This window comes from Streptomyces rubradiris, assembly GCF_016860525.1.
Taxonomy (GTDB): domain Bacteria; phylum Actinomycetota; class Actinomycetes; order Streptomycetales; family Streptomycetaceae; genus Streptomyces; species Streptomyces rubradiris.
Genome location: NZ_BNEA01000001.1, coordinates 313,234 through 338,375 on the forward strand (window position 1 = coordinate 313,234; position 25,142 = coordinate 338,375).

At 73.1% G+C, this 25,142-nt stretch carries 23 protein-coding genes; 8 read left to right on the plus strand and 15 right to left on the minus strand.

Annotated elements, in window-relative coordinates; all coding sequences use genetic code 11:
- Window positions 1-16 precede the first annotated feature (16 nt).
- Window positions 17-412 carry a VOC family protein gene (locus Srubr_RS01580; protein WP_189992863.1) on the minus strand — a complete coding sequence of 132 codons (396 nt, stop codon included), beginning with the start codon at window positions 410-412 and terminating at the stop codon, window positions 17-19.
- A 337-nt stretch (window positions 413-749) separates the two neighbouring features.
- On the opposite strand from Srubr_RS01580, the gene Srubr_RS01585 reads away from it, so the two are divergent.
- Window positions 750-1,208 (plus strand): pyridoxamine 5'-phosphate oxidase family protein, encoded by a 459-nt coding sequence (locus Srubr_RS01585; protein WP_189992865.1) that lies wholly within the window; start codon window positions 750-752, stop codon window positions 1,206-1,208.
- A gap of 102 nt (window positions 1,209-1,310) precedes the next feature.
- Here the strand turns inward: Srubr_RS01585 and Srubr_RS01590 are convergent, their stop codons facing one another.
- The 3 genes from Srubr_RS01590 to Srubr_RS01600 form a co-directional block, all read right to left on the minus strand.
- Window positions 1,311-2,216 carry an aldo/keto reductase gene (locus tag Srubr_RS01590; RefSeq protein WP_189992867.1) on the minus strand — a complete coding sequence of 302 codons (906 nt, stop codon included), beginning with the start codon at window positions 2,214-2,216 and terminating at the stop codon, window positions 1,311-1,313.
- 35 nt (window positions 2,217-2,251) lie between these two features.
- Window positions 2,252-2,917, minus strand: a complete 666-nt coding sequence (locus tag Srubr_RS01595) for a chitinase (protein WP_229926608.1) — start codon at window positions 2,915-2,917, stop codon at window positions 2,252-2,254.
- Between the two features lie 285 nt (window positions 2,918-3,202).
- Window positions 3,203-4,525 (minus strand): aldehyde dehydrogenase family protein, encoded by a 1,323-nt coding sequence (locus tag Srubr_RS01600; RefSeq protein WP_189993660.1) that lies wholly within the window; start codon window positions 4,523-4,525, stop codon window positions 3,203-3,205.
- 206 nt (window positions 4,526-4,731) lie between these two features.
- Between Srubr_RS01600 and Srubr_RS01605 the strand changes: the two genes are divergently transcribed.
- Complete coding sequence (locus tag Srubr_RS01605) at window positions 4,732-5,868, plus strand: acyl-CoA dehydrogenase family protein (protein ID WP_189992871.1); 1,137 nt, start codon at window positions 4,732-4,734, stop codon at window positions 5,866-5,868.
- Window positions 5,869-5,907: 39 nt separating this feature from the next.
- On the opposite strand, the gene Srubr_RS01610 is transcribed toward Srubr_RS01605, so the two are convergent.
- The 4 genes from Srubr_RS01610 to Srubr_RS01620 all read right to left on the minus strand — a co-directional run bounded on the left by Srubr_RS01610 (window position 5,908) and on the right by Srubr_RS01620 (window position 8,254).
- Window positions 5,908-7,050, minus strand: a complete 1,143-nt coding sequence (locus Srubr_RS01610; RefSeq protein WP_189992872.1) for an LLM class flavin-dependent oxidoreductase — start codon at window positions 7,048-7,050, stop codon at window positions 5,908-5,910.
- Window positions 7,051-7,092: 42 nt separating this feature from the next.
- The gene (gene ssuE, locus Srubr_RS01615) at window positions 7,093-7,653 is read right to left on the minus strand and encodes an NADPH-dependent FMN reductase (protein WP_189992873.1); all 561 of its coding nucleotides are present in this window, start codon (window positions 7,651-7,653) and stop codon (window positions 7,093-7,095) included.
- A gap of 213 nt (window positions 7,654-7,866) precedes the next feature.
- Window positions 7,867-7,950, minus strand: a complete 84-nt coding sequence (locus tag Srubr_RS41790; protein WP_350710819.1) for a putative leader peptide — start codon at window positions 7,948-7,950, stop codon at window positions 7,867-7,869.
- Between the two features lie 127 nt (window positions 7,951-8,077).
- Window positions 8,078-8,254, minus strand: coding sequence for a hypothetical protein (locus Srubr_RS01620; protein WP_189992875.1), 177 nt, complete (start codon window positions 8,252-8,254; stop codon window positions 8,078-8,080).
- Window positions 8,255-8,488: 234 nt separating this feature from the next.
- On the opposite strand from Srubr_RS01620, the gene Srubr_RS01625 reads away from it, so the two are divergent.
- Complete coding sequence (locus tag Srubr_RS01625) at window positions 8,489-8,923, plus strand: SPW repeat protein (protein ID WP_189992877.1); 435 nt, start codon at window positions 8,489-8,491, stop codon at window positions 8,921-8,923.
- 164 nt (window positions 8,924-9,087) lie between these two features.
- Here Srubr_RS01625 and Srubr_RS01630 read toward each other — a convergent pair whose 3' ends face one another.
- The 3 genes from Srubr_RS01630 to Srubr_RS01640 are packed head-to-tail and all read right to left on the minus strand — an operon-like array spanning window position 9,088 to window position 11,651.
- Complete coding sequence (locus Srubr_RS01630) at window positions 9,088-9,549, minus strand: SRPBCC family protein (protein WP_189992879.1); 462 nt, start codon at window positions 9,547-9,549, stop codon at window positions 9,088-9,090.
- Between the two features lie 33 nt (window positions 9,550-9,582).
- Window positions 9,583-10,149, minus strand: coding sequence for a GNAT family N-acetyltransferase (locus Srubr_RS01635; protein WP_189992881.1), 567 nt, complete (start codon window positions 10,147-10,149; stop codon window positions 9,583-9,585).
- A 56-nt stretch (window positions 10,150-10,205) separates the two neighbouring features.
- On the minus strand, window positions 10,206-11,651 hold the full coding sequence (locus Srubr_RS01640; RefSeq protein ID WP_189992883.1) for an APC family permease: 1,446 nt from the start codon (window positions 11,649-11,651) through the stop codon (window positions 10,206-10,208).
- A gap of 200 nt (window positions 11,652-11,851) precedes the next feature.
- Here Srubr_RS01640 and Srubr_RS01645 point away from each other — a divergent pair, with 200 nt between their 5' ends.
- Window positions 11,852-14,569 carry a glycoside hydrolase family 2 protein gene (locus tag Srubr_RS01645; RefSeq protein WP_189992885.1) on the plus strand — a complete coding sequence of 906 codons (2,718 nt, stop codon included), beginning with the start codon at window positions 11,852-11,854 and terminating at the stop codon, window positions 14,567-14,569.
- Window positions 14,570-14,624: 55 nt separating this feature from the next.
- On the opposite strand, the gene Srubr_RS01650 is transcribed toward Srubr_RS01645, so the two are convergent.
- Complete coding sequence (locus Srubr_RS01650) at window positions 14,625-16,067, minus strand: M6 family metallopeptidase (RefSeq protein ID WP_189992887.1); 1,443 nt, start codon at window positions 16,065-16,067, stop codon at window positions 14,625-14,627.
- Window positions 16,068-16,464: 397 nt separating this feature from the next.
- Here Srubr_RS01650 and Srubr_RS01655 point away from each other — a divergent pair, with 397 nt between their 5' ends.
- The gene (locus tag Srubr_RS01655) at window positions 16,465-16,956 is read left to right on the plus strand and encodes a nucleoside deaminase (protein ID WP_189992888.1); all 492 of its coding nucleotides are present in this window, start codon (window positions 16,465-16,467) and stop codon (window positions 16,954-16,956) included.
- Window positions 16,957-16,960: 4 nt separating this feature from the next.
- Here the strand turns inward: Srubr_RS01655 and Srubr_RS01660 are convergent, their stop codons facing one another.
- Window positions 16,961-17,815, minus strand: a complete 855-nt coding sequence (locus tag Srubr_RS01660) for a GNAT family N-acetyltransferase (RefSeq protein WP_189992891.1) — start codon at window positions 17,813-17,815, stop codon at window positions 16,961-16,963.
- A 330-nt stretch (window positions 17,816-18,145) separates the two neighbouring features.
- The gene (locus tag Srubr_RS01665) at window positions 18,146-18,853 is read right to left on the minus strand and encodes a chaplin (protein WP_189992893.1); all 708 of its coding nucleotides are present in this window, start codon (window positions 18,851-18,853) and stop codon (window positions 18,146-18,148) included.
- Window positions 18,854-19,136: 283 nt separating this feature from the next.
- Between Srubr_RS01665 and Srubr_RS01670 the strand changes: the two genes are divergently transcribed.
- Together Srubr_RS01670 and Srubr_RS01675 are read left to right on the plus strand one after the other, a co-directional pair.
- A complete protein-coding gene (locus Srubr_RS01670) occupies window positions 19,137-20,849 on the plus strand; it encodes an alpha/beta hydrolase (RefSeq protein WP_189992895.1) in 1,713 nt (570 codons plus the stop codon).
- A 202-nt stretch (window positions 20,850-21,051) separates the two neighbouring features.
- A complete protein-coding gene (locus Srubr_RS01675; RefSeq protein WP_189992897.1) occupies window positions 21,052-21,579 on the plus strand; it encodes a DUF4232 domain-containing protein in 528 nt (175 codons plus the stop codon).
- 127 nt (window positions 21,580-21,706) lie between these two features.
- Here Srubr_RS01675 and asnB read toward each other — a convergent pair whose 3' ends face one another.
- A complete protein-coding gene (asnB, locus tag Srubr_RS01680) occupies window positions 21,707-23,548 on the minus strand; it encodes an asparagine synthase (glutamine-hydrolyzing) (RefSeq protein ID WP_189992899.1) in 1,842 nt (613 codons plus the stop codon).
- Window positions 23,549-23,963: 415 nt separating this feature from the next.
- Here asnB and Srubr_RS01685 point away from each other — a divergent pair, with 415 nt between their 5' ends.
- Window positions 23,964-25,058: a baeRF3 domain-containing protein gene (locus tag Srubr_RS01685; protein WP_189992901.1), complete on the plus strand. Its 1,095-nt coding sequence runs from the start codon at window positions 23,964-23,966 to the stop codon at window positions 25,056-25,058.
- The last annotated feature ends 84 nt before the right edge of the window (window positions 25,059-25,142 follow it).

The window sequence follows — 25,142 nt, forward strand, 5'->3', positions numbered from 1 at the left end:
GGTGCTGTGGGTCGGGTCAGTGGGCGGCGGGCTGGAGCAGGTCCCAGCGGTTGCCGTACAGGTCCTGGAAGACGGCGACCGTGCCGTACGGCTCGTGGCGCGGATCCTCCAGGAAGGTCACGCCGGCGGCGGTCATCCGGGCGTGGTCGCGGGCGAAGTCGTCGGTGTACAGGAAGAAGCCCACGCGTGAGCCGGTCTGGTCGCCGACGCGGGCGCCCTGTGCGGCGTCCTTGGCGCGGGCCAGCAGCAGGCCGGTGCCGGGCCCCTCGCCGCCGGGCTCGACGACGACCCAGCGCGAGCCGTCGGGCCGCGGGGTGTCCTCGGCGAGGCGGAAACCGAGGGCCTCGGTGTAGAAGCGGATCGCCTCGTCGTAGTCGTGGACGACGAGGGTGACCAGAGCGACGCGGCGCATGGCTACCTTCCGGCGGGGGGCGGTTAGCCGGTGAGGTTATACGTAAAACGTCACGGGCGCCAGTCCTCTTTCTACGCGCGTCACGCGAGGTGGTGTGCGGGCTGCCGTGGAGGGTCGGCGGTGGCACCGGGGCAGGGCGGTGACAAGGGCGCGGGCCGTGTGCGCCGGGGACCCACCGGGGCCGCGGGCCGTGTGCGGCGGCGGGGACGCACAGGGGCCGCGGGCCGTGTGCGGCGGCGGGGGCCTACCGGGGCCGCGGACCTACGCCCGGGGTCGCAGGCGGGCCCGGACCCGGGCCTCAGGCACCGGCGGGCGGGGCCCGGTAGCGTCGCCGGGCATGACGATCGACGAACGGGTCCGCACCCCGGCCCGCCGCAAGAGCGACCTGCTGGCCCGGCTGGAACGGGAGACCGACATCTGGGTGGCGACGGCGGACGCGCACGGTGTGCCGTGTCTCGTACCGCTGTGGTTCGTCTGGCACGAGGAGTCGTTCTGGCTGTGCACGCGCGGCACCAACCCCACCGGCCGCAATCTGCGCGACGGCGGCCAAACCCGGCTCGCCCTCGGCCACACCCGGGACGTCGTGCTGGTCGACGGGGAGGTACGGGCCTTCAGCGCCGGACAGGTGCCGGTGGCGGCGGCCGAGGCGTTCACGGCGAAGACGGGCTGGGACCCGCGCACGGACAGCCCGGCGTACGCCTTCTACCAGGTGCGGCCGGTCGCGGTGCAGGCGTGGCACGAGGAGCGCGAGCTGCGCGGCCGGCATCTGATGCGGGACGGCGCCTGGATCGTGTGACCAGTCGGCCGTCGGCCTGCCGACCGTCCACGGTACGGCCGACAGGCTTGCACAGGACCCTTGTTCAGCCGGATCCAGGACGGTCAGCCGGGTCCACGACGGTCAGCCGGCTCGCCCACGGGCCCGGTCGAGCCGGCCCAGCTCCCCGGCGGTGAGCCGCAGCGCCCCGGCGGCGACGTTCTCGGCCAGGTGGCCGGGGTTGCCGGTGCCCGGGATGGCGAGGACGTGCGGGCCCTGGTGCAGCGTCCAGGCGATGCGGACCTGCGCGGGAGTCGCCCCGTGGGCGCGGGCGACGGAGAGCACCGCGTCGTCGTGCGCGGCCGTAGCACCGCGCTCCGCGGCCTCTCCGGCCACGGTGTAGAAGGGGACGAAGGCGATGCCGTGCGCGCCGCACAGCCGCAGCAGTTCGTCACCGACCGGGTCGGGGCGGTCCAGGGCGTACCGGTTCTGGACGGAGACCACCGGGGCGATCCGCAGCGCCTCGGCGAGGTGCCGGGGTTCCACGGCGGAGATCCCGAGGTGCCGGATCAGCCCCGCCGTGCGCAACTCGGCGAGGGCGCCGAAGTGTTCGGCGATGGAGTCCTGGCGCATGCGGCGGAGGTAGACGATGTCGAGGTGGTCCCGGCCGAGCTGGCGCAGGTTCTCCTCGACATGGCCGCGCAGCTCCTCGGGACGGGCGGAGGTGCCCCACGCGCCGTCATAGTCGCGGTAGGGGCCGACCTTGGCGGCGATGACGAGGTCGTCACGGTACGGGGACAGCGCGGAGTTGATCAGTTCGTTGGCGGAACGCAGCGCGGAGAAGTAGAAGGCCGCCGTGTCGATGTGGTTCACGCCGAGTTCGACGGCCTTGCGCAGCACCCCCAGCGACCGCTGCCGGTCGCTCGGGGTGCCGTGGTGGAAGGCGGCGCTGCCCGTCAGCCGCATGGCGCCGAAGCCGATGCGGCGGACGGGCAGATCACCCAGCCCGAAGGTGCCGGAGGCGTCCGCGGTGATCGTTTCCGTGGTCATCGGCGGAGTCTCGCACACGGCGCCCCCACCCCATGTCAGCAGTACAGGTTGGCTCCCGGCGTGACCCCGAGGATCTGGGCGAAGCGCTGGTAGGCGGAGACCCGGCTCTGCACCTGTGCGGGGTTCCTGCCGTCGCACTCCAGGGAGCCGTTGATGCTGCGGATGGTCTGGCCGAAGCCCGCGCCGTTCACCATGGCGTTGTGCGGGGTCATGGTGCCGGGTCCGGACTGTGTGTTCCAGTACCACAGGCCGGTCTTCCAGGCGACGGACGCGTTGTTCTGCACCAGGTTGGGGTTGTTGAGCAGGTCGATGCCGAGCGCGTCGCCGGCGGCCTTGTAGTTGAAGTTCCAGGACAGCTGGATGGGGCCGCGCCCGTAGTACGCGGCCTGTCCCGCCGGACAGCCGTAGGGGCGGCTCTGGTCGCAGTAGTGCGGGTAGTTGGCGGTGTTCTGCTCGACGATGTACACCAGTCCGCCGGTCTCGTGGCTGACGTTGGCGAGGAAGGCGGCGGCCTCCTGCTTCCGCACGGTGTCGCTGCCGGTGTTCGCGAAGGCGGGGTAGGCGCCGAGCGCGGCGGTCAGACCACTGTAGGTGTAGAACGAATTCCGGTTCGGGAACATCTGGTTGAACTGCGACTCGCTCACCACGAAACCGGCGGCGGAGGCCGGGGACGCCTGGAACGCCAGGGCGGAGCCGCCGATCGCGAGCGAGGCCAGGAGCGCGGCGATGCGGTGTTTCGACACGGACCAACTCCTCTGTACGGCACGGCCGCGCCCGCCGGAGTCGGGGGCGGCCGTGGTGGGGGGTTGGGCACACTCAACCGCTTTGGTATGTACCAGTCAAGGGTTTAGACCAATCGATCACGTACGGCCGCGACGGTGAACTCCCCTGTGGCGCGCGGTCGTCGGGCCCGGCCGTGCGCGTCGGCCGGGCCCGGAAGACGCGCACGGACGCGCCCGAAGAGGGGCGCGAAGGCGCGCGGACGGTCAGCTCAGCGGCTTCGCCAGGACGGCCTTGCGGTGGCTGAACGTCTCGATCGAGTAGCGGCCGTGGTAATTGCCCATGCCGCTCTCCCCCACCCCGCCGAACGGCAGGTCGGAGACGGTCAGATGGGCGACGGGCAGGCCGTACCCGAGGCCGCCCGAGGAGGTCTCGGCGGCGATGCGCGCCCGGGTCTCGTCCGACTCGCTGAAGACGTACAGGGCCAGGGGCTTGTCGCGGTCGTTGATGAAGCCGATGGCCTCGTCCAGGCCGGACACGGTGACGATCGGCAGGATCGGACCGAAGATCTCCTCCCGCATGACGGGCGAGGCGGGGTCGACGTCGGCGAGGACGGTCGGCGCGAGGTACTTCGACGCCCGGTCGCCGACGCCGCCGACGGCGACCCGGCCGGAGCCGAGCAGGCCGGACAGCCGGTCGAAGTGCCGCTCGTTGACGATCCGGCCGTACTCCGGGGAGCGCGCCGGATCGGCGCCGAACAGCTTCTCGACCGCACGGACCAGCGCGGCCTCCAGGGCCGGTGCGGTCTCCGGGTCGGTCAGGACGTAGTCGGGGGCGACGCAGGTCTGGCCCGCGTTGAGGAACTTGCCGCGGGCGAGCCGGTCGGCGACCACGTCCAGGTCGGTGCCGCGGTCCACGAACACCGGGGACTTGCCGCCCAGTTCGAGGGTGACCGGGGTGAGGTGCTCGGCGGCGGCCCGCATGACGATACGGCCGACGGTGCCGTTGCCGGTGTAGAAGATGTGGTCGAAGCGCTCGGCCAGCAGGGCCGTGGTCTCCGGGACGCCGCCCTCGACCACCGCGACCGCGTCCGGGTCCAGGTAGGCCGGGATCAGCTCGGCCAGCGCGGCGGAGGTGGCCGGGGCCAGCTCGCTCGGCTTGGCGACGACCGCGTTGCCGGAGGCCAGCGCGCCGACCATGGGCGCGAGCAGGAGCTGCGCCGGGTAGTTCCACGGTGCGATGACGAGGACGACGCCCAGCGGGTCGTACTGCGTCCAGGCCGTGGCGTCGGCGCCCAGGTGCGGCGGGACGGGCGCGGGCTCGGGGCGCAGCCAGTCCGCCAGATGCTCCAGCGTGTGGTCGATCTCGCGGACGGTGAAGTCGATCTCGGTGCGGTACGCCTCGGTCTCGCTCTTGCCGAGGTCGGCGCGGAGGGCGGCGGCGAGGTCGGCGCCGCGCTCCGTGAGCAGGGCGCGCATCCGGCGCAGCTGGTCGGTACGCCAGTCGGCGGACTTCGTCCGGCCGGTGGCGAAGGTGGCGCGCAGCCGGGCCACGACGTCGGCGGGCCGCTCGGGCAGGGAGTGGTTCACGGTGCCTCGGTGGATCACGTAGGGACAGTCGATGCATAGCGCAACCTTTCATGTCCTCAAGTTCATTCCGGCCGGGCCGAGGGAGTGACGAGGGTCACGCGGGTTCCTCCCCGTGCCATCTTCCGTACGCCGCCGATGGCCCGGCACCGGCACTGCGGGCCGGGTTCACGGAAGACACCGCCCGGAGGCCCGGAAGAATCTCCCCCATGAACCTCACCGCGCATCCGCTCGCCGTCCGCGCCCGCCGCCTCGCCGCGGACCTGCTCGCCCCCGAGGCCGAGCGGGTCGACCAGGAGGGGGTGCCCTTGAGCCACATCGAGGCGGTGAAGCGGTCGGGCCTGCTCGGGGTGACCGCGCCGGCGGACCACGGGGGCGCGGGGGCGCCGCCCGCCGTGGCGCGGGAGGTCGCGGAGATCCTGGCCGGGGCGTGCGCTGCGACCTGGTTCGTGCAGACCCAGCACCACACACCGGTGCAGACCCTGGCGCGCAGCGAACACCCGGTGCGGGAACGGCTGTTGGGCCCGTTGTCCCGCGGGGAGCTGCTGGCCGGGGTGGCGTACGCGCAGCTGCGGTCGTATCCGCGCCGCCCGGTACGGGTCCGGCCGGAGCGCGGCGGCTGGCGGTTCGACGGGACGGTGCCCTGGTACACCGGCTGGGGCCTGAACGACGTGATGCTGCTGGCCGGGGTCACCGACTCCGGCGAGGTGCTGTTCGCCTTCACCGAGACCCGCGAGCAGCCGGGCCTGCGGGCCTCGGAGCCGATGCGGCTGGCCGCCCTCACCGCCGCGCGCACGGTGTCCCTGGAGCTGGCCGGCCTGTGGCTGCCCGCGGAGGCGGTGGCCCTGCGCATGCCGTACGACCGCTGGGCCGCCGGGGACCGGGCCAAGACGCTGCACACGAGCCCGGCGGTCTTCGGTGTGGCGGAGGCCGCGCTCTCCCTGCTGGACACGGGCACGGCCGCCCCGCTCCGCGCCCGCCTCGCCGGGGTCCGCCGCAGGGCGTACGAGCTGGCGGACGCGGCGCCGCCGAAGGGGTGGACGGCGCGGCCGGCCTCGGCGCCGCGGGCCACAGGGGCCGAGGCGGAGCCGGAAGCGGGCGCGGTGGACGCGTGGGCAAGGGAACGGCTGGCGGTGCGCGCGGAAGCCCACGAGCTGCTGCGTACGGCCACCACCGCGGCGGTGGTGGCCGGCGGCGGCCGCGCGATGACCCTGGCCGACCGCGCCCAACGCCTCGCCCGGGAGGGGCTGTTCCTGTTGGTGCAGGGGCAGACCGCCGAGTCGCGCGAGGCACATCTGCGGGTCCTGGGCTGGGCGCCCGCGGACACCGGGGAACGGAACACCTGAGCAGCGCGCCCCGCCTTCCCCACGGGGGCGCGCGGTCGGTCAGATGGCGACCGGTACCCGCGGGGCGGCGGCCGGCGCTCGCCCGTCGGGGTGGGACCACAGTCCCTGCGCGGCGAGCCGGGGCAGCACGCCCTCACCGAACCAGTACGCCTCCTCCAGGTGCGGATAGCCGGAGAGGACGAACTCGTCGATGCCGAGGGCGTGGTACTCCTTGATCCGCTCGGCCACCTCCTCGTGGCTGCCGACCAGCGCCGTCCCGGCACCGCCCCGCACCAGCCCGATCCCGGCCCACAGGTTGGGGTGGATCTCCAGGCCGTCCCGGCTGCCGCCGTGCAGCGCGAGCATGCGCCGCTGCCCCTCCGACTCGCTGCGGCCCAGTCCCTCCTGCACGGCCCGTACGGTCTCCGGGTCGAAGCCGTCGAGCAGCCGGCCCGCCTCCGCCCAGGCCTGCGCCGCCGTGTCGCGCGTGATGACGTGCAACCGGATGCCGAAGCGCGGGGTACGGCCGTGCGCGGCGGCGAGCCCGCGGACCCAGGCGATCTTCTCGGCGACCTGCGCGGGCGGCTCGCCCCAGGTGAGGTACACATCGGCGTACCGGGCCGCGACCTCGCCGGCGGCCGGTGAGGAGCCGCCGAAGTACACCTCGGGCACCGGATCGGGCACCCGGCTCAGCCGCGCGTCCTCGACCCGCAGGTGCTCCCCGGCCAGGTCGACGCTCTTGCCGTCCCACAACTCCCGTACGACATGCAGGAATTCGCCGGTACGGCGGTACCTGGCGTCCTTGTCGAGGAAATCTCCGTAGGCCCGCTGTTCCCGGCTCTCCCCGCCGGTGACGACGTTGAGCAGCAGCCGCCCCCCGGTCTGCCGCTGGAACGTGGCCGCCATCTGCGCGGCGAGCGTCGGCGAGACGAAGCCGGGCCGGAAGGCGACGAGGAACTTCAGCCGTTCGGTGTGCTGGCTGACCATGGCGGTGGTCAGCCACGCGTCCTCGCACCAGGCGCCGGTCGGGGTGAGCGCGGCCACGAAGCCCAGGTCCTCGGCGGCGCGCGCGATCTGGCTCAGATAGGCGACCGTCGGGGGCCGGTCCCGGCCGGACGCGGTCGCCGGGCTGCCGTGGCCGCCGCCGACGACATCACGGCTGTCACCGTTGGTGGGCAGGAACCAGTGGAAGGTGAGGGGCACGGGGGTCTCCGATCGCTTGTGTCCGTAGGGTCGGCGGGCCGCTCAGCCGGCGGTCGCCGCCGCCAGAACGGGCGTGCGGTCCAGGGCGGCGGCGAACTGGTCCACCACGTGCCCCAGGGCCTCGGCGGTGGCCGGTGCGACGGTCAGGGAGCCGTCCTCCCGCACGGTGATGTCCTTGTCGAGGGTGAACCAGCCCTGGACTATGTGCGCGGCACCCATGGAGTTCAGCACCGGCCGCAGGGCGTAGTCGATGGCGAGGACATGCGCCGTGGAGCCGCCGGTGGCCAGGGGGAGCACGGTCTTGCCGGTGAGCGCGTACTGCGGAAGCAGGTCCAGGAGCGCTTTCAGGACACCGGAGTACGACGCCTTGTAGACGGGTGTGCCGACCACGACGCCGTCGGCGCGGGCGAACAGCTTTGCGGCCTCGACGATCGCGGGGTGCCGGAAGTCCGCGCCGAGCAGGGCCTCGGCCGGGATGGCGCGGATGTCGAGCGGGATCACCTCGTGGCCCTGGGCGGTGAGCCGCTGGTCCAGGTGGCGCAGCAGGAGGCCGGTGCGTGAGGAGGCGGAGGGGCTGCCGGAGACGGACAGGACGGTGGCCATGGGTGTCTCGTTTCTGGGGTGCGCCGGACGGCCGTACGGGAGTGGGGCGCCCGGAAGGAAGGCGGTCGGGGGCACCGCGTCCCGAGCCGGGCCGGGCACACGGAAACCCCTGTTGCGGAATCGCTCGACGGGACGCCGGGCACACCGAATCCGGTGAAAGGAAAGGGAGTTCAGTCGCGCCGGGGACCCGGAGGGGAGGGAAAGAAGGGCGGATCAGGCCGCGGCGCGACAGGAGGCGCTGGAGACGCGTGCGAGATCGACATGGCGTCGCCGCGTGAGATCCAGTCGCATGGTCATGCCATCGATCGTGGCAGCAGCCCGCGACGGCAGTCAAGGAGATCGTGGCCGTTCTCGTATCGCGGACCCACGCGTTCCACGGCCGCCGCGGCGAGTCGCGCGGCGGCCGGGTGCGGACGGCCGGCCCTCAGGCCCCGCCGTCCTCCTCGAACCCCTCGACCACCACGAGGAAGGCGTCCGACTTCAGATCCATCACCACGGTCGCCGGTTCACCCTCGGCACGTCGGGCGGCGGCGTACTCCTCTGCGGGCCACGAACCTCGCGGAGCCCCGGCGGGGAAACGCTCCAGCACCCTCGCACTCATGACGGCGGCCACCTCCTTCTTCACCGGCCCGAACGGGACGCGCCACGGAATGTACGGGTTGTACCGAACCTCCTGCCCCCGGTAGGCGCCGACATGCCACCCCGAGGGCGTTCCGCCACCCCTCCCCTCCCTCTACACATAAGCCGGAAATAACGGCAAAATAGGCCATACGGCGCACTCGCCATGCACCGGACCAGACTCCCGCCTGGCCTGCGAAGTCAAAGGAGACGACTCATGGCCGACTTGCACAGGGGTGACATCTCGAGCCACCCCGATGTCTCCGAAATGCGGGACCGCTACGCCCGCGTACTCGGTGGTCGTGATGTGGCGCTCGTGGACGGGCCGGTGTTCCTGCTCGGCCTGTACTGTGCCGCGTCCCCGTGGATCCTGCACTACACGGCGAGCCAGCCCGCCCTCGTCACCCACAACCTGATCGTGGGCATAGCGATCGGCCTGCTGGCCCTGGGATTCACCCGGGCGCCCGAGCGGATGTACGGCCTGAGCTGGGCCATGTGTGCCATGGGCCTCTGGATGATCATCGCCCCGTGGATCGTCGGCAGCCGCCCGGACGCGGGCGTCATCGTCAACAACATCGTCATCGGAGCCCTGGCCCTCGTCCTCGGACTGGTGTGCGCCGGTACGGCCGCGAAGAGCACGCCCAGGCCGTAGAACGCGGGGTCCGGGGCTCGGCCCCGGGCCGCGGGGCCCGGCCCCCGGACCGCAAATCCCCAGACCACGAAAGAGGAGACCGAGGAAAGGAGACGAGGAGATCGGCAAGGAAGAAGAACAGCGAGGCCGGTCCGCCGGACGGACCGGCCTCCCCTTGTCCCCGGTCAGCCGGCCGGCACCCGCCACGGCTCCTGCGGCAGGGGCCGACCGGTCTCCAGCAGCGACTTGAGGTTGGACAGCACGGCCGGCCAGCCGGACGCGACGGCGGAACGCTCGCCCTCGTCGGTCAGGTCGTCGTGCGTGACGGTCAGCCGGACGATGTCCTCGTACTGCCGGATCGCGAAGGTGACCCTGGAGTGCCGGTCCTCGCGACCCTCCTCACCGGGCGCGGCCCAGGTGGTCACCAGCCGGGCCGGCGGCTCGCTCTCCACCACCCGGCCGACCACGTCGGCGACGCCGGAGCCGTCGGCGCGCACATGCTCCCAGCGGGAACCGGGCCGCCAGTCGGAGACGTTCCGGTGCCCCCAGTAGAGGCCCGTCAGGTCGGCGTCGGTGAGCGCCTCCCAGACCTTGTCGGGAGTGCTCGCGATGTAGGTGACGTACACGAAGCCGGGTTGCTCGCTCATGGTCGCCCAAGCTGGCGAGGTGATCGCCCGCTGTCAAAGGTCCGCGTCGGGCCGGGCCGGCACGGTGAGGGAGATCCACACGTCCGGCGGCAGCTCCGGCCGGCCAGGCACCGGGCGCGGCTCGCGGGTCCAGGCGTCGCCGGCGAGCTGCGTGGCGACCCGGGCCCAGAAGCGCGCCGCGGCCGGGTTGTCCTCCTGGTAGGCGATCTCCCACGGCCCGGGGTGCCGGGTCAGCACCTCGCGCGCGGCCCGCAGCCCGATGCCTCGGCGCCGGGCACCGCGCACCACGAAGAAGCTGTTCAGCACGCGTACCGGGCCGTCGAGCCCGCGGACGAACGCCAGCCCGGCGAGGCGGTCGCCGCATATCAGCAGGTACGGCGCCCAGCCGGGCGCGGTGAAGGCGGACGCCACCCAGTCGTTGCGGAAGCCGCCGTCGGCGGCGGGCAGGACGCCCTGCGACTCGGACAGGTCGTGGCGGAACATCAGCCACAGCCGTTCCACGGCGGGCCGGTCCTCGGGGGTGGCGGGGCGGACGGCGAGGTCCGCGGTCGGGTTTCCGGCCGTGTCGCCGGCCGTGCTCTCGGTCGTGTTCTCGGTCATGAACGAGAGCGTCCCCGGCGGATCGCGGTCCGGCCGGGGAGATGGTGTCCGTAACCCTAGCTCATCTCAAGGGCGTTGCGGGTCTCGCCGATGTCCTCGGCGGTCTCCTTCGGGCCGAACGGCCAGACCCTCTCGTGCCGCGCCCACCCCAGGAAGGCCACACAGCCCAGGGCCAGCCAGGCCAGGGACCACTCGACGGGGTGGCGGCCCGGGGAGTTGTGGTCGGCGTAGCCGTAGATCACGCACCAGCCCGTGAAAGCGAGGAGGCTCGGCAGCGGGTACAGCCACATGCGGTAGGGGCGGGGCAGGTCCGGCCGGCGTCGGCGCAGGACCGTCAGCGCGACGATCTGGGCCAGCGCCTGCACGATCACCATCACCGTGGTGAGCAGTTGGATCAGGGTGGCGAGGTCGGTGTGGCGGCCGACCAGGAAGCCCACGGCGGTGATCACGCCCATGGTGGCCAGGCCGGACACCGGGAAGCGGTGCCTGGGGTGCAGCTTGCCGTACGCGCGGAAGAAGACCCGGTCGCGGGCGGCGTCGTAGGGCACCCGGGAGCCGCCGAGCAGGCCGGTGAAGACGGAGGCGAACGCGGTGACGAGGATCAGCACGGTCACCGTGTCCGCCGCCGCCCTGCCCCAGGTGTCCTCCAGCACGGCGGAGGCCACCGAGGTGGAGGCGATGTCGTGCGGGTCGGTCATCCGGTGCCAGTCGACCACGCCGAGCGTGCCGATCTGGAGCAGCAGGTAGATCGCCATGACGCCGAGGATCGAGAAGAGCACGGAGCGCGGGAGGGTCCGGCCGGGGTTCTTGATCTCGGCGCCCATGTAGGCGGTGGTGTTGTAGCCGAGGTAGTCGTAGATGCCGATGGTCAGGCCCGCGGCGAACCCGGGCCAGTAGTGGTCGCTCATCACATTGAACGCGCCCGGTGGGTAGGTGAAGGCCATATGTGGGCTGAAGTGGGTGGCCGCGGCGGTGATGACCAGCAGCACGGAGGCGATCATCACGGTCCACAGGACGGCCGTGATCCGGGCGATGTGCTCGATGCCGCGCCAGAGCAGCAGCACCACCAGGGCGATGACGCCGAGGCCGGTCAGGTCGCCGGCCGTCCCCCCGAGGCCGGGGGTGAGATAACCGAGGTACTGGACGAAGCCGACCACGCCCGTGGACATGATCAGCGGGATGAACAGCATGGCCGTCCACACGAACAGGAACGGCATCAGGCCTCCGGTGCGGTGCCGGAAGGCCTGGCGCAGATAGACGTAGCTGCCGCCGGAGCCGGGCAGGGCGGCCCCCAGTTCGGCCCAGACCAGTCCGTCGCACAGGGCCAGGACCGCGCCCGCGAGGAACCCGGTGACCGCCTGCGGGCCGCCGAACGCGGCGACCATCAGCGGGATCGTCACGAACGGGCCGATGCCGCACATCTGGCTCATGTTGATCGCGGTGGCCTGGAACAGGCCGACGCGGCGGACGAAACCACCCGTGGGTGGCGGGCTACCGGACAAAGGGGCCTCCTGACACGGCGGACATCCGACGCACCCGGCAGTGGCTGACCTACCGTCAGACGGACGGCGGCGAAACGATCCTGCCCAAGCCGGCGGCGTCCTGCGCCGGTCTCCGCGAGGCTCGTTGACAGTGTCCGGGGCGCGACCTAGCGTGACGCAGGTTAGTAAAGTTTCCTAACTTTACGAGGCTGGAGACCGCCGTGTTCCCTCGCCCCACCCGCCGGCTCCCCCTGGCCGCCGCTGCGCTGCTCGCCCTGGGCGGCGCCCTGACCACCGGCGCGTGGGCCGGCCGCGGGGCGGTGACCGAGCCCCACCGGCCGGACCGGATCACCCCCGTCCCCTCCGCCGCGGGCACCAGCACCCCGCTGTCCCGCTATGTCATCCAGTCCGCCGCGAAGGTGGGCGACTCGCCGGCGGCCGTGTCCTCCCCCGGCTATCCGGCGCGGAACTGGTACCCGGCCGGTCCCCGCTCCACCGTGCTGGCCGCGCTGCTGGCGAACGGCGTGTATCCCGACCCGTTCCGCTCCACCAACCAGCGGCAGATCCCGCGGGCCGACTTCGAGGTGCCGTGGTGGTACCGCTCGGACTTCGCGGTCGAGGACACCACTCGGCGCACCTTCCTGGACTTCAGCGGCATCGTCTCGGCGGCCGACGTCTATGTGAACGGCCGGCTGGTGGCACCGGCCTCCCGGGTCACCGGCGCCTACACCCGCCATGAGCTGGACATCACCTCGCTGGTCCGGCCGGGCACGAACACGGTCGCCTTCCGGGTGCGGCCCAACGACCCGAACCGGGACCTGACCATGGGCTGGCTCGACTGGCTGCAGCCGCCGCCCGACCGGAACATGGGCCTGGTCCGCGACGTCCTGGTCCGGCGGGGCGGCCCGGTCGCGCTGCGCGACGCGCACGTGGTCACGAAGCTGGCGGTGCCCTCGCTCGCCACCGCCGACCTGACGGTCAGGGCCCAGGTCCGCAACGACACGGGCTCCACGGTCACCACGGATGTCACCGGCAGTGTCGGCGACATCCGGTTCGCCCGGACGGTCACGCTCGGCGCGCACGAGTCGAAGACGCTCTCCTTCTCCCCCGCCGACGTCCCCGGCCTGCACCTCACCCGCCCCAAGGTGTGGTGGCCGGCCGGCCTGGGCGGGCAACCGCTGTACGACCTGGACCTCACCGCCACCGTGGCCGGCAGACCGTCGGACACCGCGCACGAGAGCTTCGGCATCCGCGACGTGCGGGCCCCGCTGAACGCCGACGGCGCCCGCCAGTACCGCGTCAACGGCCGTCCGCTGCTGATCAAGGGCGGCGGCTGGTCCCCGGACGAGTTCCTGCGCTGGGACCGCGCCTACACCGAGGACCGCCTGAAGTACGCCCTCGACCTGGGCCTGAACACCCTCCGCCTGGAAGGCCACCTGGAGCCCGACGAGTTCTTCGACCTCGCCGACCGCTACGGCGTGCTCGCCCTGCCCGGCTGGGAGTGCTGCGACAAGTGGGAGGGGGACTTCAACCCCAACGGGTCCGGCGAGCCGTGGTCCGCCGCGGACCACACCGTGGCGCGGGCGTCCATGGCCGCCGAGGCCGCCCGGCTACGCGACCATCCCAGCGTGCTGTCGTTCCTGATCGGCAGCGACGCCGCGCCGGACGCGAAGATCGAGAAGGGCTACCTGGACGCGCTGGAAGCGGCCGACTGGCCCGTCCCCGTGGTCCCCGCCGCGTCCGACACCTCCTCCCCGCGGCTCGGCGACTCGGGCATGAGGATGACGGGCCCCTACGACTGGGTGCCGCCCGGCTACTGGTACGCCAAGCAGGAGGGCGGGGCCACCGGCTTCAACTCCGAGACCAGCGCGGGCCCGAGCATCCCCACCCTGGACACGCTGCGCCGGATGATGACACCGGCCGAACTGGACACCCTCTGGAAGGACCCGGACGCCCGGCAGTACCACCGTTCGCCGTCCGCCACCTTCGGCACGCTCAAGATCTACGACGAGGCGCTCACCGGCCGCTACGGCGCTCCCACGGGCCTCGCCGACTATGTGCGCAAGGCCCAGCTGGCCCAGTACGAAACCGTGCGCGCCCAGTTCGAGTCGTACCGGCGCAACGCGACCGACAGCGACCGGCCCGCCACCGGTGTCGTGCACTGGATGTTCAACAGCGGCTGGCCCTCGCTGCACTGGCAGCTGACGGATCGTTACCTGGACCAGAGCGGCGCCTACTTCGGCGCGAAGAAGGCCAACGAGCCGCTGCACGTGCAGTTCTCCTACGACGACCGCTCCATCGTGGTGGTCAACGACCGCACCACTCCCGTCCGGGGCCTCACCGCGCGGGCCACGCTGTTCGACCCCGACGGCACGCGCCGGTTCGACGAGAGCGCCGGCGGGGTGGCGGTGAACGGCGGCGGCACGCGTGCCACCGCGCTCACGCTGCCCGCCTCGGTGGACGGGTCGGCGCGCACCCAGCTGCTGCGGCTGGTGCTGACGGACGCGGCCGGCCGGGAGGTGAGCCGGAACGTGTACTGGCTCTCCACCCGGCCCGACACCCTCGACTGGGACGACACCACCTGGTACTACACCCCGACGACGGAGTACGCCGACCTGACCGGGCTGGCCTCGATGGCCCGGGTGCCGGTGTCGGCGACGGCGGTCACCCGCGCGTCGGATGGCGTGTCGACCACGACGGTGACCCTGCGCCACCACGGGCGCGGGACGACTCCGGCGCTGCTGACGGACGTCGACGTGGTGGGCGCGGAGGGCGGGCCGGTGCTGCCGGTGCGCTGGTCGGACAACCAGGTGAGCCTGTGGCCGGGCGAGTCGGTGACGCTGACCGCCACCTACCGGACGGCCGGCCTGCGCGGCTCGGCACCGCGCGTGCGCGTCTCCGGCTGGAACACACCGGAGACGACGGTCCCGGCGGGCTGACGGGACGGGAGGGCGGAGCCGCACGACGGCCCGCCCCCGCCGCCCCGGGCCCGGCTCAGCTCACGTCGAGCGCGGTGTCGTCCACGACGAACGAGGTCTGGTACTTCGAGCCCTCGGTGCCGGTGAACTTCAGGGTGACGGTCTGTCCGGCGTAGCCGCCGAGGTCGAAGGCGCGCTGGGTGTAGCCGGAGGCGGCGTCGAGGTTGGAGTACGTCGCCAGGGTGCGCAGCACGGTGCCGGAGCCGTTCAGGAGCTGGACCTTGAGGGTGTCGTAGGCCGTGCTGGTGGTGGTCTCGGCGGTGTCCACGTGGAGCTGGAAGGTCAGCCTGGCCGCGCAGCCGGACGGGAGGGTCACCGCCTGGGCGAGGGTGTCGGTGGTGGCGGTGCCGTTGCCGGCGAGCCAGGCGTAGTAGGAGCCCGAACGGGCCGCCTTGGTGGTGGAGTTGGTGATGACCCCGCTGGTGGTGGACCACACGGTGCCGCCGGACTCGAAGCCGTTGTTGCCGAGGAGCTGGGCGGTGGTGCAGGGCGTCGAGCCGCCGCCGGTGCCGGTGCCGCTCGCCCCGGACAGCCATGCGGTGGCGTTGAGCGCGAGGGCCGCGTTGGTGGCGGTGGTGTCGTTCCAGCCGTCGTAGAGGGTGTTGCCGGACTGGCCGGTACCGTCGTCGACCGGGGAGCTGTCGCCCCAGAACGCCACCCGGCCGCTGCCGAAGGTGCTGGTGGCGAAGAAGACGCCGGTGTCGCCGGAGTAACCGGTGCGGTGGAGCAGGCCCTTGACGGCGGGGTTGTCGGCGGGCTTGAGGGTGGCGGTCGTACCGCTGGCGATCAGGCTCTTGGTGACGGTGCCGAAGGAGCCGTGCAGCACCGGGTCGGTGGTGTCACCGATCGCGGCCGGATGGTCGGAGCCGACGCTCAGTGGGTCGACGGAGAAGCCGAACGGGTCGGTGGAGTCGACGCCGTTGTTCGTCATCAGGTCGTTGAAGATCTCGACCGCGTCGTAGCCGTCGTTGTTGCGGTCGGCTCCGGTGTGGTCGGCGATCATGAACAGTCCGCCGCCGTTCTTGACGAAGTTCATGATCGCCGTCTTCTCGGCGCTGGTGAAGAGGGTGTTGGGTTCGGGCAGGACCAGCGTGTCGAAGTTCGTCAGGTCGGTGGCGGAGGTGCCGCCGTAGGCGAGGCCGGCGCCCGGTGGCAGGGTCTTCAGGCTGTAGTCGCCGGTCTTCTGCAGCGCGACGCCCCAGGAGGACAGGGCCCCGGTCCAGTCGGTCTCGGCGGACGGGGAGGAGTCCTGGCCGAGCGGGTCGGGCTGGCTGGTGGAGATGATCCAGTCGGCGTTGCCGGCCGTCTCGGCGTGGGCGTTGTCGAACAGGACGCGGTGGGTGGTCGCCGCGTGGGCGGGGGCGCCGGTGCCGGTCTGTACGGCGGCCGAGGCGAGCAGCAGCGCCGCGCCGACCAGGGCGGTGGTGCCGCCGCGGCGGGATCTTGTCCGTCCGAGCATCCGTCGAACCTCCGTGAAGGGTGGGGAGAGGCGGTGCGGGCGCCGAGTCTGCGCGCGTAGAACCGGCTTGGGGTGTCCTCCGCACGTCGGTTGGCTGAAATGTACATGGCGGTCAGGGTGGTGAACAGGGGCTTCCGGTGCCGGACGGGAGCGCGCCGGATCACCACCGCAGGCTCGAGAACAACGCGACGTGCCGAGCGCGCCGGCGCGCTCGGTACGGACGCGCTGGGGCGGCGGCACGGACGCGCTGGGGCACTCGGCACGGACGCGCTGGGGCGGCGGTATGCCTTCCCGGCCGGGCGGCGCGCTCTTGCCGTGGAGGCAAAGCCGCTGGCCGGGCCGGGTGCGGTGGCCGTAACGTGCCCGGCCGGAGATCATGACGTACGGAGGTGAGCCGATGGTCCGGGACGATGAGCTGCGGTATCTGCGCCGCTGTGTCGAACTGGCCGAGGAGGCGCTGGACGCCGGGGACGAGCCCTTCGGGTCGGTCCTCGTGGCCGGGGACGGGACCGTGCTGGCGGAGGACCGCAACCGGGTGGCGGGCGGGGACCGCACCCGGCATCCCGAGTTCGAGCTGGCCCGCTGGTCGGCCGCGCATCTGACCCCCGGGGAGCGGGCGGCGGCGACCGTCTACACCTCCGGCGAGCACTGCCCGATGTGCGCGGCGGCGCACGCCTGGGTCGGGCTCGGCCGGATCGTGTACATCGTCTCCTCCGTCCAACTGTCCGGCATCCTGGCCGAGTTGGACGTCCCCGCACCGCCCGTGCGAACCCTGCCGGTACGGGACATCGCGCCCGGGGTGGCCGTGGCGGGACCGGTACCGGAACTGCTGGACGACGTGCGGGAACTGCACCGGCGCTTCCACTCCGGGCGGACCCGACTCGGCTGAGAGGTCAGCCGAGTTCGAGCGTGGTGACCCCGAACACCCGTTCCTGGGCGTACGCGCGCACCGGGCCGGTGTACATGCGGGCGGTCTCGAACGAGGGCCGCAGGCCCGCCTGTTCGGCGAGGGCGACGGCCGCCGCGTTCGGCTCGGGCACGTCGATCGCGACCTCCCGGCCGGGCACATCGGCGGTGAGGGCGGCGAACAGGGCCCGGGCGTCGGCGGCGGTGTCCGCGAAGAGGGGGCCGATGCGCAGCGTGTCCTGGCCGGGGCGGATCACGCCGTAGCCGGTCAGGTGCCCGCCGTCGTCGCGGACGACGGCGCGGTGGCCGGGTGTGGTGAGCCACTCGGCGAGGAACCGGGGGCGGTCGGCGGGGTGGCAGGCGCTGTCGTAGGCGGTGATCGCCGCGAGGTCGGCGGGGCCGGCCGGGCGGACGCCGGCGGGCGGCTCCGCCTCCGGGGCGGGGCCGGTGAACCGGATGGTGCGGTGGGCGAGCCGGAAGCCGGACTGGCGGTAGTTGTCCTGCTGGGCGACCACCCCGTCCAGGCCGATCGTCCGGTTCCCGGCGTGCGCCAGCGCGGTCTTCCAGGTGGTGAGGCCGTGTCCCCGGCCGCGCAGGCCGGGGCGGACCAGGTAGCAGCCGAGGAAGGAGTAGTCGGGTCCGTGGTTGACCACGGAGATGGCGGAGACCGGCTCCCCGTCGATCCGGCCGAGGAAGAACCCCTCGGGGTCCTGGGCGAAGAAGGCGGGGCCGTCGGACAGTCCGGGGTTCCAGCCCTCCGCCGCCGCCCACCCGCTGATCACCGGCCAGTCGGCGAGGGTGGCCTGGGTGACGACGAGGTCCTGGGGGGCCGCAGAGGTCATCGGTGCGCTCCGTTTCCGTCGGGGTCGGGCTGTCGTACGGCACGGCCCTCGGCCGGCCGCCCGCAGCATCCTTCCGGATCACCGCGAGCCGCGCCACGGGCAGATCGGCCGACGCGCACCTGGACGACCGTACGGGCGGGGCTCGCCCGGGCCGGGGCCCCGCCGCCGTGAGAGTGCGTGCGGACGTGCCTGTCCGGCTCGGGGTGACCGTCATGGGCGTCGCCGTCGGTATGGGAGGCGGCGCCCAGAACCGTGGTCCGCCCCGGGCTCGTAGCCGCGCTCGCCCCGGGGCCCAGGCGTCCCGGGCCCGGTCTCTGTCAGAGCGGCGGGTCAGTGGTGGCGGGCCGGGCGGAAGCGGTGGTAGAGGAGGGCGCCCGCGACGATGAGCGCGGCGCTGGCGGCCGCCGCGGGGGCGGTGGCGTCCGCTCCGGTGTGGGCCAGTGCGGACACGGCCGGGCGCGGGTCGTGCGGGGCGGGGTGGGTCCGGGTGGGGGGCTGCGGCTTCGGGGCCCGGGGCTTCGGGGCCGGGGTGTGCCGGGCGGGGGTGTGCGGGGCCGGCCGGTGGGTGTCGCCGGGGCCGTTGACCGACTGGTTGCCGAACACCGGGTTGCCGACGCCGACCACGTCGACGCTGTTGCCGGTGATGTTGACCGGCAGGTCGACGGGGAGCTGGATGCCGTTGCCCGAGACCACACCGGGCGACTTCGCCGTCGCGCCGTGGGCGGAGGCCCCGCCGGACCGGGACGGCGTGCCGCCGTGTCCGGCGCCGTCGGCCCGCGCCTTGCCGGTGTTCGCGCAGGCGTTGCCCGCGGCCGGGTTGAGCAGCCCCACGATGTCGACCGTGTTGCCGCAGACGTTCACCGGCACGTCCACGGGGAGCTGGATGCCGTTGCCGGAGATCAGTCCGGGTGAGCCGGCCGCCGTGCCCCGGGCACCGGCCCCGTCGGCCGCGAAGGCGGCGGACACCGGGAACGCCACGGCCATCGCGCCGGATGCGGCGGCGACAGCGATCACACCGTTTCGGGTAGCCCGTCTCATGAGGTCCCTGCCTTCCAGACATCGCGCGGGCACTCACCCGCACCACCTAAAACGCCCGTGAACCATCCCAGTTATGGCTTATCGGTCTTTCACCCCATCGAGTTGCACTGCTATCGAACCGCACGCAAAGCCATCGAATGATCATCAACAGGCGCGGAGGGGGCGCAGGATACGACGGCGGATGCCGTCCCGCTCGCCGGGAGGCGGGCCCGGAAGGGGCCGCTTATGGTGATCCGAGGGCGCCGCCCCCGGTCCGTGGCGGGCGTGCCCCGGGAGGCGATCGATGCTGACCATGCTGTCCACACGGCCCTTCGTGCGGCGCTGCGCGGGTGCCTCGGTGCTCGCCCTGGCGCTGCTCGGGGCCGGGCTGCCCGCGGCCGCCGCCGACCGGCCGCAGCCCGACCTGACGCGCTTCTACCAGCAGCGGCCGGCCTGGGCCGCCTGCCCGGGCCCGGACCTGCCCGAGGACCTCCAGTGCGCGAAGGTCACCGTGCCGCTCGACTACGCGAGGCCGGGCGCGGGCACCCTCGACCTGGCGCTGGCCCGCTACCGCGCGACCGGACCCTCCCACGGTTCGGTGGTGCTGAACTTCGGCGGCCCGGGCGGCGCCGGCATCCCCGGACTGGCCAACGAGGGCAGGCAGTTCATGGATCTCACCGACGGCTACGACGTGGTCACCTTCGACCCGCGCGGCGTCGGCCGCTCCTCCCCCGTCAGCTGCGGCGAGGGCGGTGTCACGGTCCCCGCGGTGCCCAGGCAGGACACGGGGGCCGGCCAGTCGCAGGCCCTGCTCCGGCAGTTGCGGCAGGTGGCCGAGGAGTGCGCCCGCAACTCCGGCCCTGTGCTGCCCCACATCGGCACCGTGAACGCCTCGCGCGACCTGGACGTCATCCGCCAGGCGCTCGGCGACGACAAGCTCAACTACCTCGGCTTCTCCTACGGTTCCCGGCTCGGCGCGGTGTACGCGGCGCAGTTCCCGGACCAGGTCGGCCGGCTCGCCCTGGACGGCGTGGACACGCTGACCGAGTCGTCGGCCGAACAGGGCCTGGCGGGCGCCGAGGGGCAGCAGCAGGCACTGGACGACTTCCTGGACTGGTGTACGACGGATGTCGGCTGTCCGTTCGGCCAGGACCGGCGCCGGGCCGGGGACGAGGTGCTCCGGCTGGTGCGCTCGCTCGACCGGGACCCGGTGCCGACGGAGTTCGGCGGCGCCTCGTTCACCGGACAGGATCTGGTGGGTGCCCTCGCGCAGGGCCTGTACAGCAAGCGCTCGTGGCCCTCGCTGGAGCGCGCGCTGGCCTCCTTGGTGGAGGACGGCGACACCCGCCGGCTCCTCGGCTTCGCCACGAGCGGTGTCGGCCTGCCCCACGTCCGCTACGGCACGGACCGCACCGGCCCGTCCCGGGAGCACGCGCGCACGGACGGTTCCGGTGCCTCCCTCGACCGCGACCGCACGGACCGCGCCGGTGCCTCCCCTGTCCGCCATCGCGAGGACGGCGGGCTGGTGGACGCCGCCGACGTCCCCGTGGACAACCTGCCGGCCGCGCTGATGGCGATCAACTGCGCGGACGACCCCGAGCGGCCGGACGCGGCGCGGCTCACCGAGGAGATGAGGACGCTGCGGGCCGCCTACGACCACGCCTCACCGGTCTTCGGCCGCTACCGGCTCACCCAGCTGCCGCTGTGCTACGGCCGGCCCAAGGGCACCGACTTCATCCGCGAGCGGGTCAAGGACGTGCACACGGCGAAGATGCTGCTCGTGGGCACGCGCGGTGACCCGGCCACACCGTACCGGTGGACCGTGGAGACCGCCCGCCGGCTGGGCCCCTCGGCGGTGGTGCTGGACAACAAGGGTGAGGGCCACACCGGGTACTCCTCTTCCCTGTGCGTGCACCACACGGTCAACGACTTCCTGCTCTACGGCACGCTGCCGGCCGGCGGCGGCTCCTGTCCGGCGGACGCCCCCGCGGCCGTCGGCCCGGAGGACGCCGGCTGACGGCCGGGTGCCCACCGGTGTCGGACGGGACACGACCGGGTGAGGGCCGCCGGCCGGGGCAACCTCCCGGCCGCGCCGGCCGTCACACAGGGCAGGCGGGTCCCGGCCGCCGATCGCCTACGGCGTGCGGCCCGGGGCCGTCGTCCAGTTCCGCGAGCCGGGCGCAGCGTCCCGCTCCCGACCACGACAGGGGGACACCTCCATGCCCATCCGCGCCGCCATCGTCGTATCCACCGCCGTCTCGGCCGCCGCGGCGGCCCTGCTGCTGAGCGCGCCGCAGAGCCAGGCCGCCGCCGGCCAGGAGCGGGCCGCCCACTGCGCCGAGCGGGCGCTGACGGTGCGGGCGAAGGCCGCCACCGGCCGGCCGACCGTGCTGCGGGTCAGCGTCACCAACCGCACCGCCCGCGCCTGCGTCGTCGACCGCGTGCCCACGGTGACCTTCGGCGGCCTGGACGGGGCCGCGCTGCCGGTGCCCGAGGGCGGCACCGGCGGCTACCGGCTGGCGGCGGGCGGCACCGCCTATGCCGCCGTCCGGACCATCGGCGACCCGGCGGACCCCGAGGCCCGCCGGGCGGACTCGGTCACGGTGGCGGCGTCGGCCGCGCACTGGGGCCGGTCCTTCACCGCCGGGCGGCTCGGCACCGGACGCCAGGTGCTCGTCTGGGAGCCGGTGACCACGTGGTGGCAGCCGACGGCCCGGGCCGCGGACCGCGTCATCGGGCTGGACTGAGCACCGGGCTCGGCGCCCGGGCCAGGGCACCGGACCCGGCCCACCCGCCTAACGCCGGCCCGGGCCGGGCACCCGGCTCGGGCCCGTCCGGGCCAGGCGCCCGGACCGGTCCCGGCCGGGCTCCGGCTCAGCCGAGGACCAGTTCCGGCGAGTACAGGTCCAGCCACCCGGCGAGGTCCAGGGCGCGTTCCAGTCCGCGCCGGGCGGCCTGGGTGCTCACCGGTGTGTCGCGTTCGGTGGCCGCCCGCACCCGGTCCCGGTCGAGCAGGTCGAACACGGGGTGGGAGGGCCGGGCCAGCAGCTCCTTGACCTGCTCCTGGAGCGCGCGGGCGTACCCGGGGTCCTGGGTGGACGGGTACGGGCTCTTGACCCTGTCGTACACGGACTTCGGCAGGAGGTCCGCCGTCGCCTCCCGGAGCAGGCTCTTCTCCCGGCCGTCGAAGGACTTCAGCGCCCAGGGCGTGTTGTAGACGTACTCGACCAGCCGGTGGTCGCAGAACGGCACCCGGACCTCCAGGCCGACGGCCATGCTCATGCGGTCCTTGCGGTCGAGCAGCATGCGCACGAAGCGGGTCAGGTGCAGATGGCTCATCCGCCGCATGCGGTACTCGAAGTCGCTCTCGCCCTCCAGCCGGTCGATGCCGGCGACGGCGGTGCGGTAGCCGTCGGCCACATAGCCCTCAAGGTCCAGGGCCTTGGCTATATCGGCACGCACCACATCGGCGTCCTCCCCGAAGTGGCGGCTCATGTTCGCCAGCCACGGGAAGGTGTCGGCGTGGCGCGCCTCCTCGTCGAAGAACTGCAGATAGCCGCCGAAGACCTCGTCGGCGGACTCGCCGGACAGGGCCACCGTGGACTTCTCCCGGATCGCGCGGAAGAGCAGCAGCAGCGACGTGTCCATGTCGCCGAGCCCGGACGGCAGGTCGCGGGCCCGGATCACCCGCTCGCGCACATCGGGGTCGGAGAGGGCGTCGGAGTCGAGCACGATGTCCTGGTGCTCGGTGCCGGCGAGCCGGGCCACGTCGTGCACGAAGGGCGTGTCGGGCGTGCCGCGCAGCTCATCGGCGACGAAGTTGTCGGTCTGCCCGGCGAAGTCGACGGCGAAGCTGCGCACCTTCTCGCCGTGGACGGCGAGCTGCCGGGCGGCGAGCGAGGTCATGGCCGAGGAGTCGAGTCCGCCGGAGAGCAGGGTGCAGCGCGGCACGTCGGCGACCAGCTGGCGGCGCACGATGTCGTCGAGGAGCGAGCGCACGGTGGCGATCGTGGTGTCCCGGTCGTCGGTGTGCGGACGGGTCTCCAGGCGCCAGTACACGCGGGTGGACAGGCCGGAGCGGTCGACGGTGACGACGGTGCCGGGTTCCACCTCGGCCATGCCGTCCCAGACGGCGTGGCCCGGCGTCTTGATCATGACGAACAGCTCGCGCAGCCCGTCCAGGGTGACGCGGGCCCGGGCCAGCGGGTTGGCGAGGATCGCCTTGGGCTCGGAGCCGAACAGGACGCCGTCGGGGGTCCGGTAGTAGTAGAAGGGCTTGATGCCCATGCGGTCGCGGATCATCACCAACTTGTCGTGCCGGCCGTCCCACACGGCGAACGCGTACATGCCGTTGAGCCGTTCGGCGACCGCGTCGCCCCACTCCAGATAGCCGTGCAGCACCACCTCGGTGTCGGAGTCGGTGGTGAACCGGTGACCACGGTCGGTGAGTTCCCGGCGCAGTTCGGTGAAGTTGTACGCCTCGCCGGAGTAGACCATGGCCACGGTGCCCTCGGGAGTGGGCACGGACATCGGCTGGCGGCCGCCGGGCAGGTCGATGATGGCGAGCCGGCGGTGCCCCAGGGCGGCGGGCCCCTCGCTCCAGGTGCCGCGGGCGTCCGGGCCGCGGCAGGCCATCGTCTCGGTCATCGCGTCCAAGGCGGTGGCCTCGGTGGTCAGATCACGGTCGAAGGAGACCCATCCGGTGATGCCGCACATGCGCTACCTCCTGCCTCCGGCCGCCGGCGGACCCCCGCTCACCTGCCTCTTCCTTGGGAGTGGGAGGCCCGCCGGGCAAACCAGTTGTATCGAGCATCTATATCGAGCGTCCGTCAGGCGTCCGGCCGAGTCAACGCGCCGGAAACACGGGACGGGTATCCGGTTCCACGGTTTCGGCCGCGTTTTGCCTCAGCAAAATCGGTGGATCCGCATGTCGTCGCACATCAACCGACGAGAACCGGCCACAGGCAAAAACTTCCTCAAGTTAACGGCGTGTTACGTCTTCGCGATCAGAAACCCGGCGGGCGGACTCCGGGGTGTACCGGCGGTGACGCGAGGGCGCGGGCGGGAGGTCGCCGCAAAGGTCCCGATTACCCCGAATGCCGTAATGGTGATTCCGCCCTATCGTGCTGTCATGGAGCACGCACTGAGTCCCGCGACCCTCGCCGAACTGCGCCGCCCGCGCCCCTATCCGGCGGTCTCCGTGCTGACCCCGACGCACCGCCGGCAACGCGGGAACGGCCAGGACCAGGTCCGGCTGCGCAACGCACTGACCGAGGCGCGCCGGCGGCTGGAGTCCGACCCGGCCGTCACCCGTGAGCGGCGTGCCGACGTCGAGGCGCAACTCGACCGGGCCCTGGCCGAGGTCGACCTGTCACACCCCGAGGACGGTCTGGTGATCTTCGCCGCGCCGGGTGAGCACCAGGTGTGGTCCCTGGCCCGGCCCGTTCCCGAGCGGGTGGTGCTGGCGGACACCTTCCTGACCCGCAACCTGGTGTCGGCCCACGCTGCCGAACGGCCCTTCTGGGTGCTGTCGCTCTCCGCCGACCGCGTCACGCTGTGGAACGGCGGCGCCGGCCGCGTCGTGGAGGAGCACTGGGGCGGCTTCCCGCTGACGCGCGCCCGGGAGAACTTCGACGCCGAGCGGCTCATGCGGATCGGCGACCAGCCGAGCACCTTCCGCGACGAGGGCACGCGCCGGTTCCTGCGGGAGGCGGACACCGCCATGAGCAGGATCCTGCGCCAGGCGCCCCGGCCGCTGTACCTCACCGGCGAGCAGGCCGCGCTGTCCCTGATGGAGGAGGCCGGCACCGTCGCGCGCCACGCCGTGCCGATACGGCGTGGCGGGCTCGCCCACGCCGGTCCGGAGGCGGTGTGGCAGGCCATCCGGCCGGTCCTGGAGGAGGAGTCCCGCAAGAACGCCGCGTCCGTCGTGCGGGACCTGACCTCGGCGCGCGGGCGCCGGGCCTACGCGGCCGGGGTGGACGAGCTGTGGCAGAGCGCCCGGGACGGCCGCGTCCGGCTGCTCGCCGTGGAGGAGAACTACCGGACGACCGTCCGCGAGACCGGCGACCACCTGGAACCGGCCCGGCCCGGCGACCCGGACGTCCGCGACGACATCGTGGACGAGATCGTCGAGCGGTGCCTGGAGACCGGAGCCGACGTGCGCTTCGTCCCGGACGGCACGCTGGGCGACGCGGACGGCATCGCCGGGGTGCTGCGGTACTGAGCCCGAAAGCCCCTCTGCCCTCGCTCCCCGCTCCCGGGTCCCAGCCCCCGCGTACGCTACGGCGTGATCGTCGGCGTGCGGGAG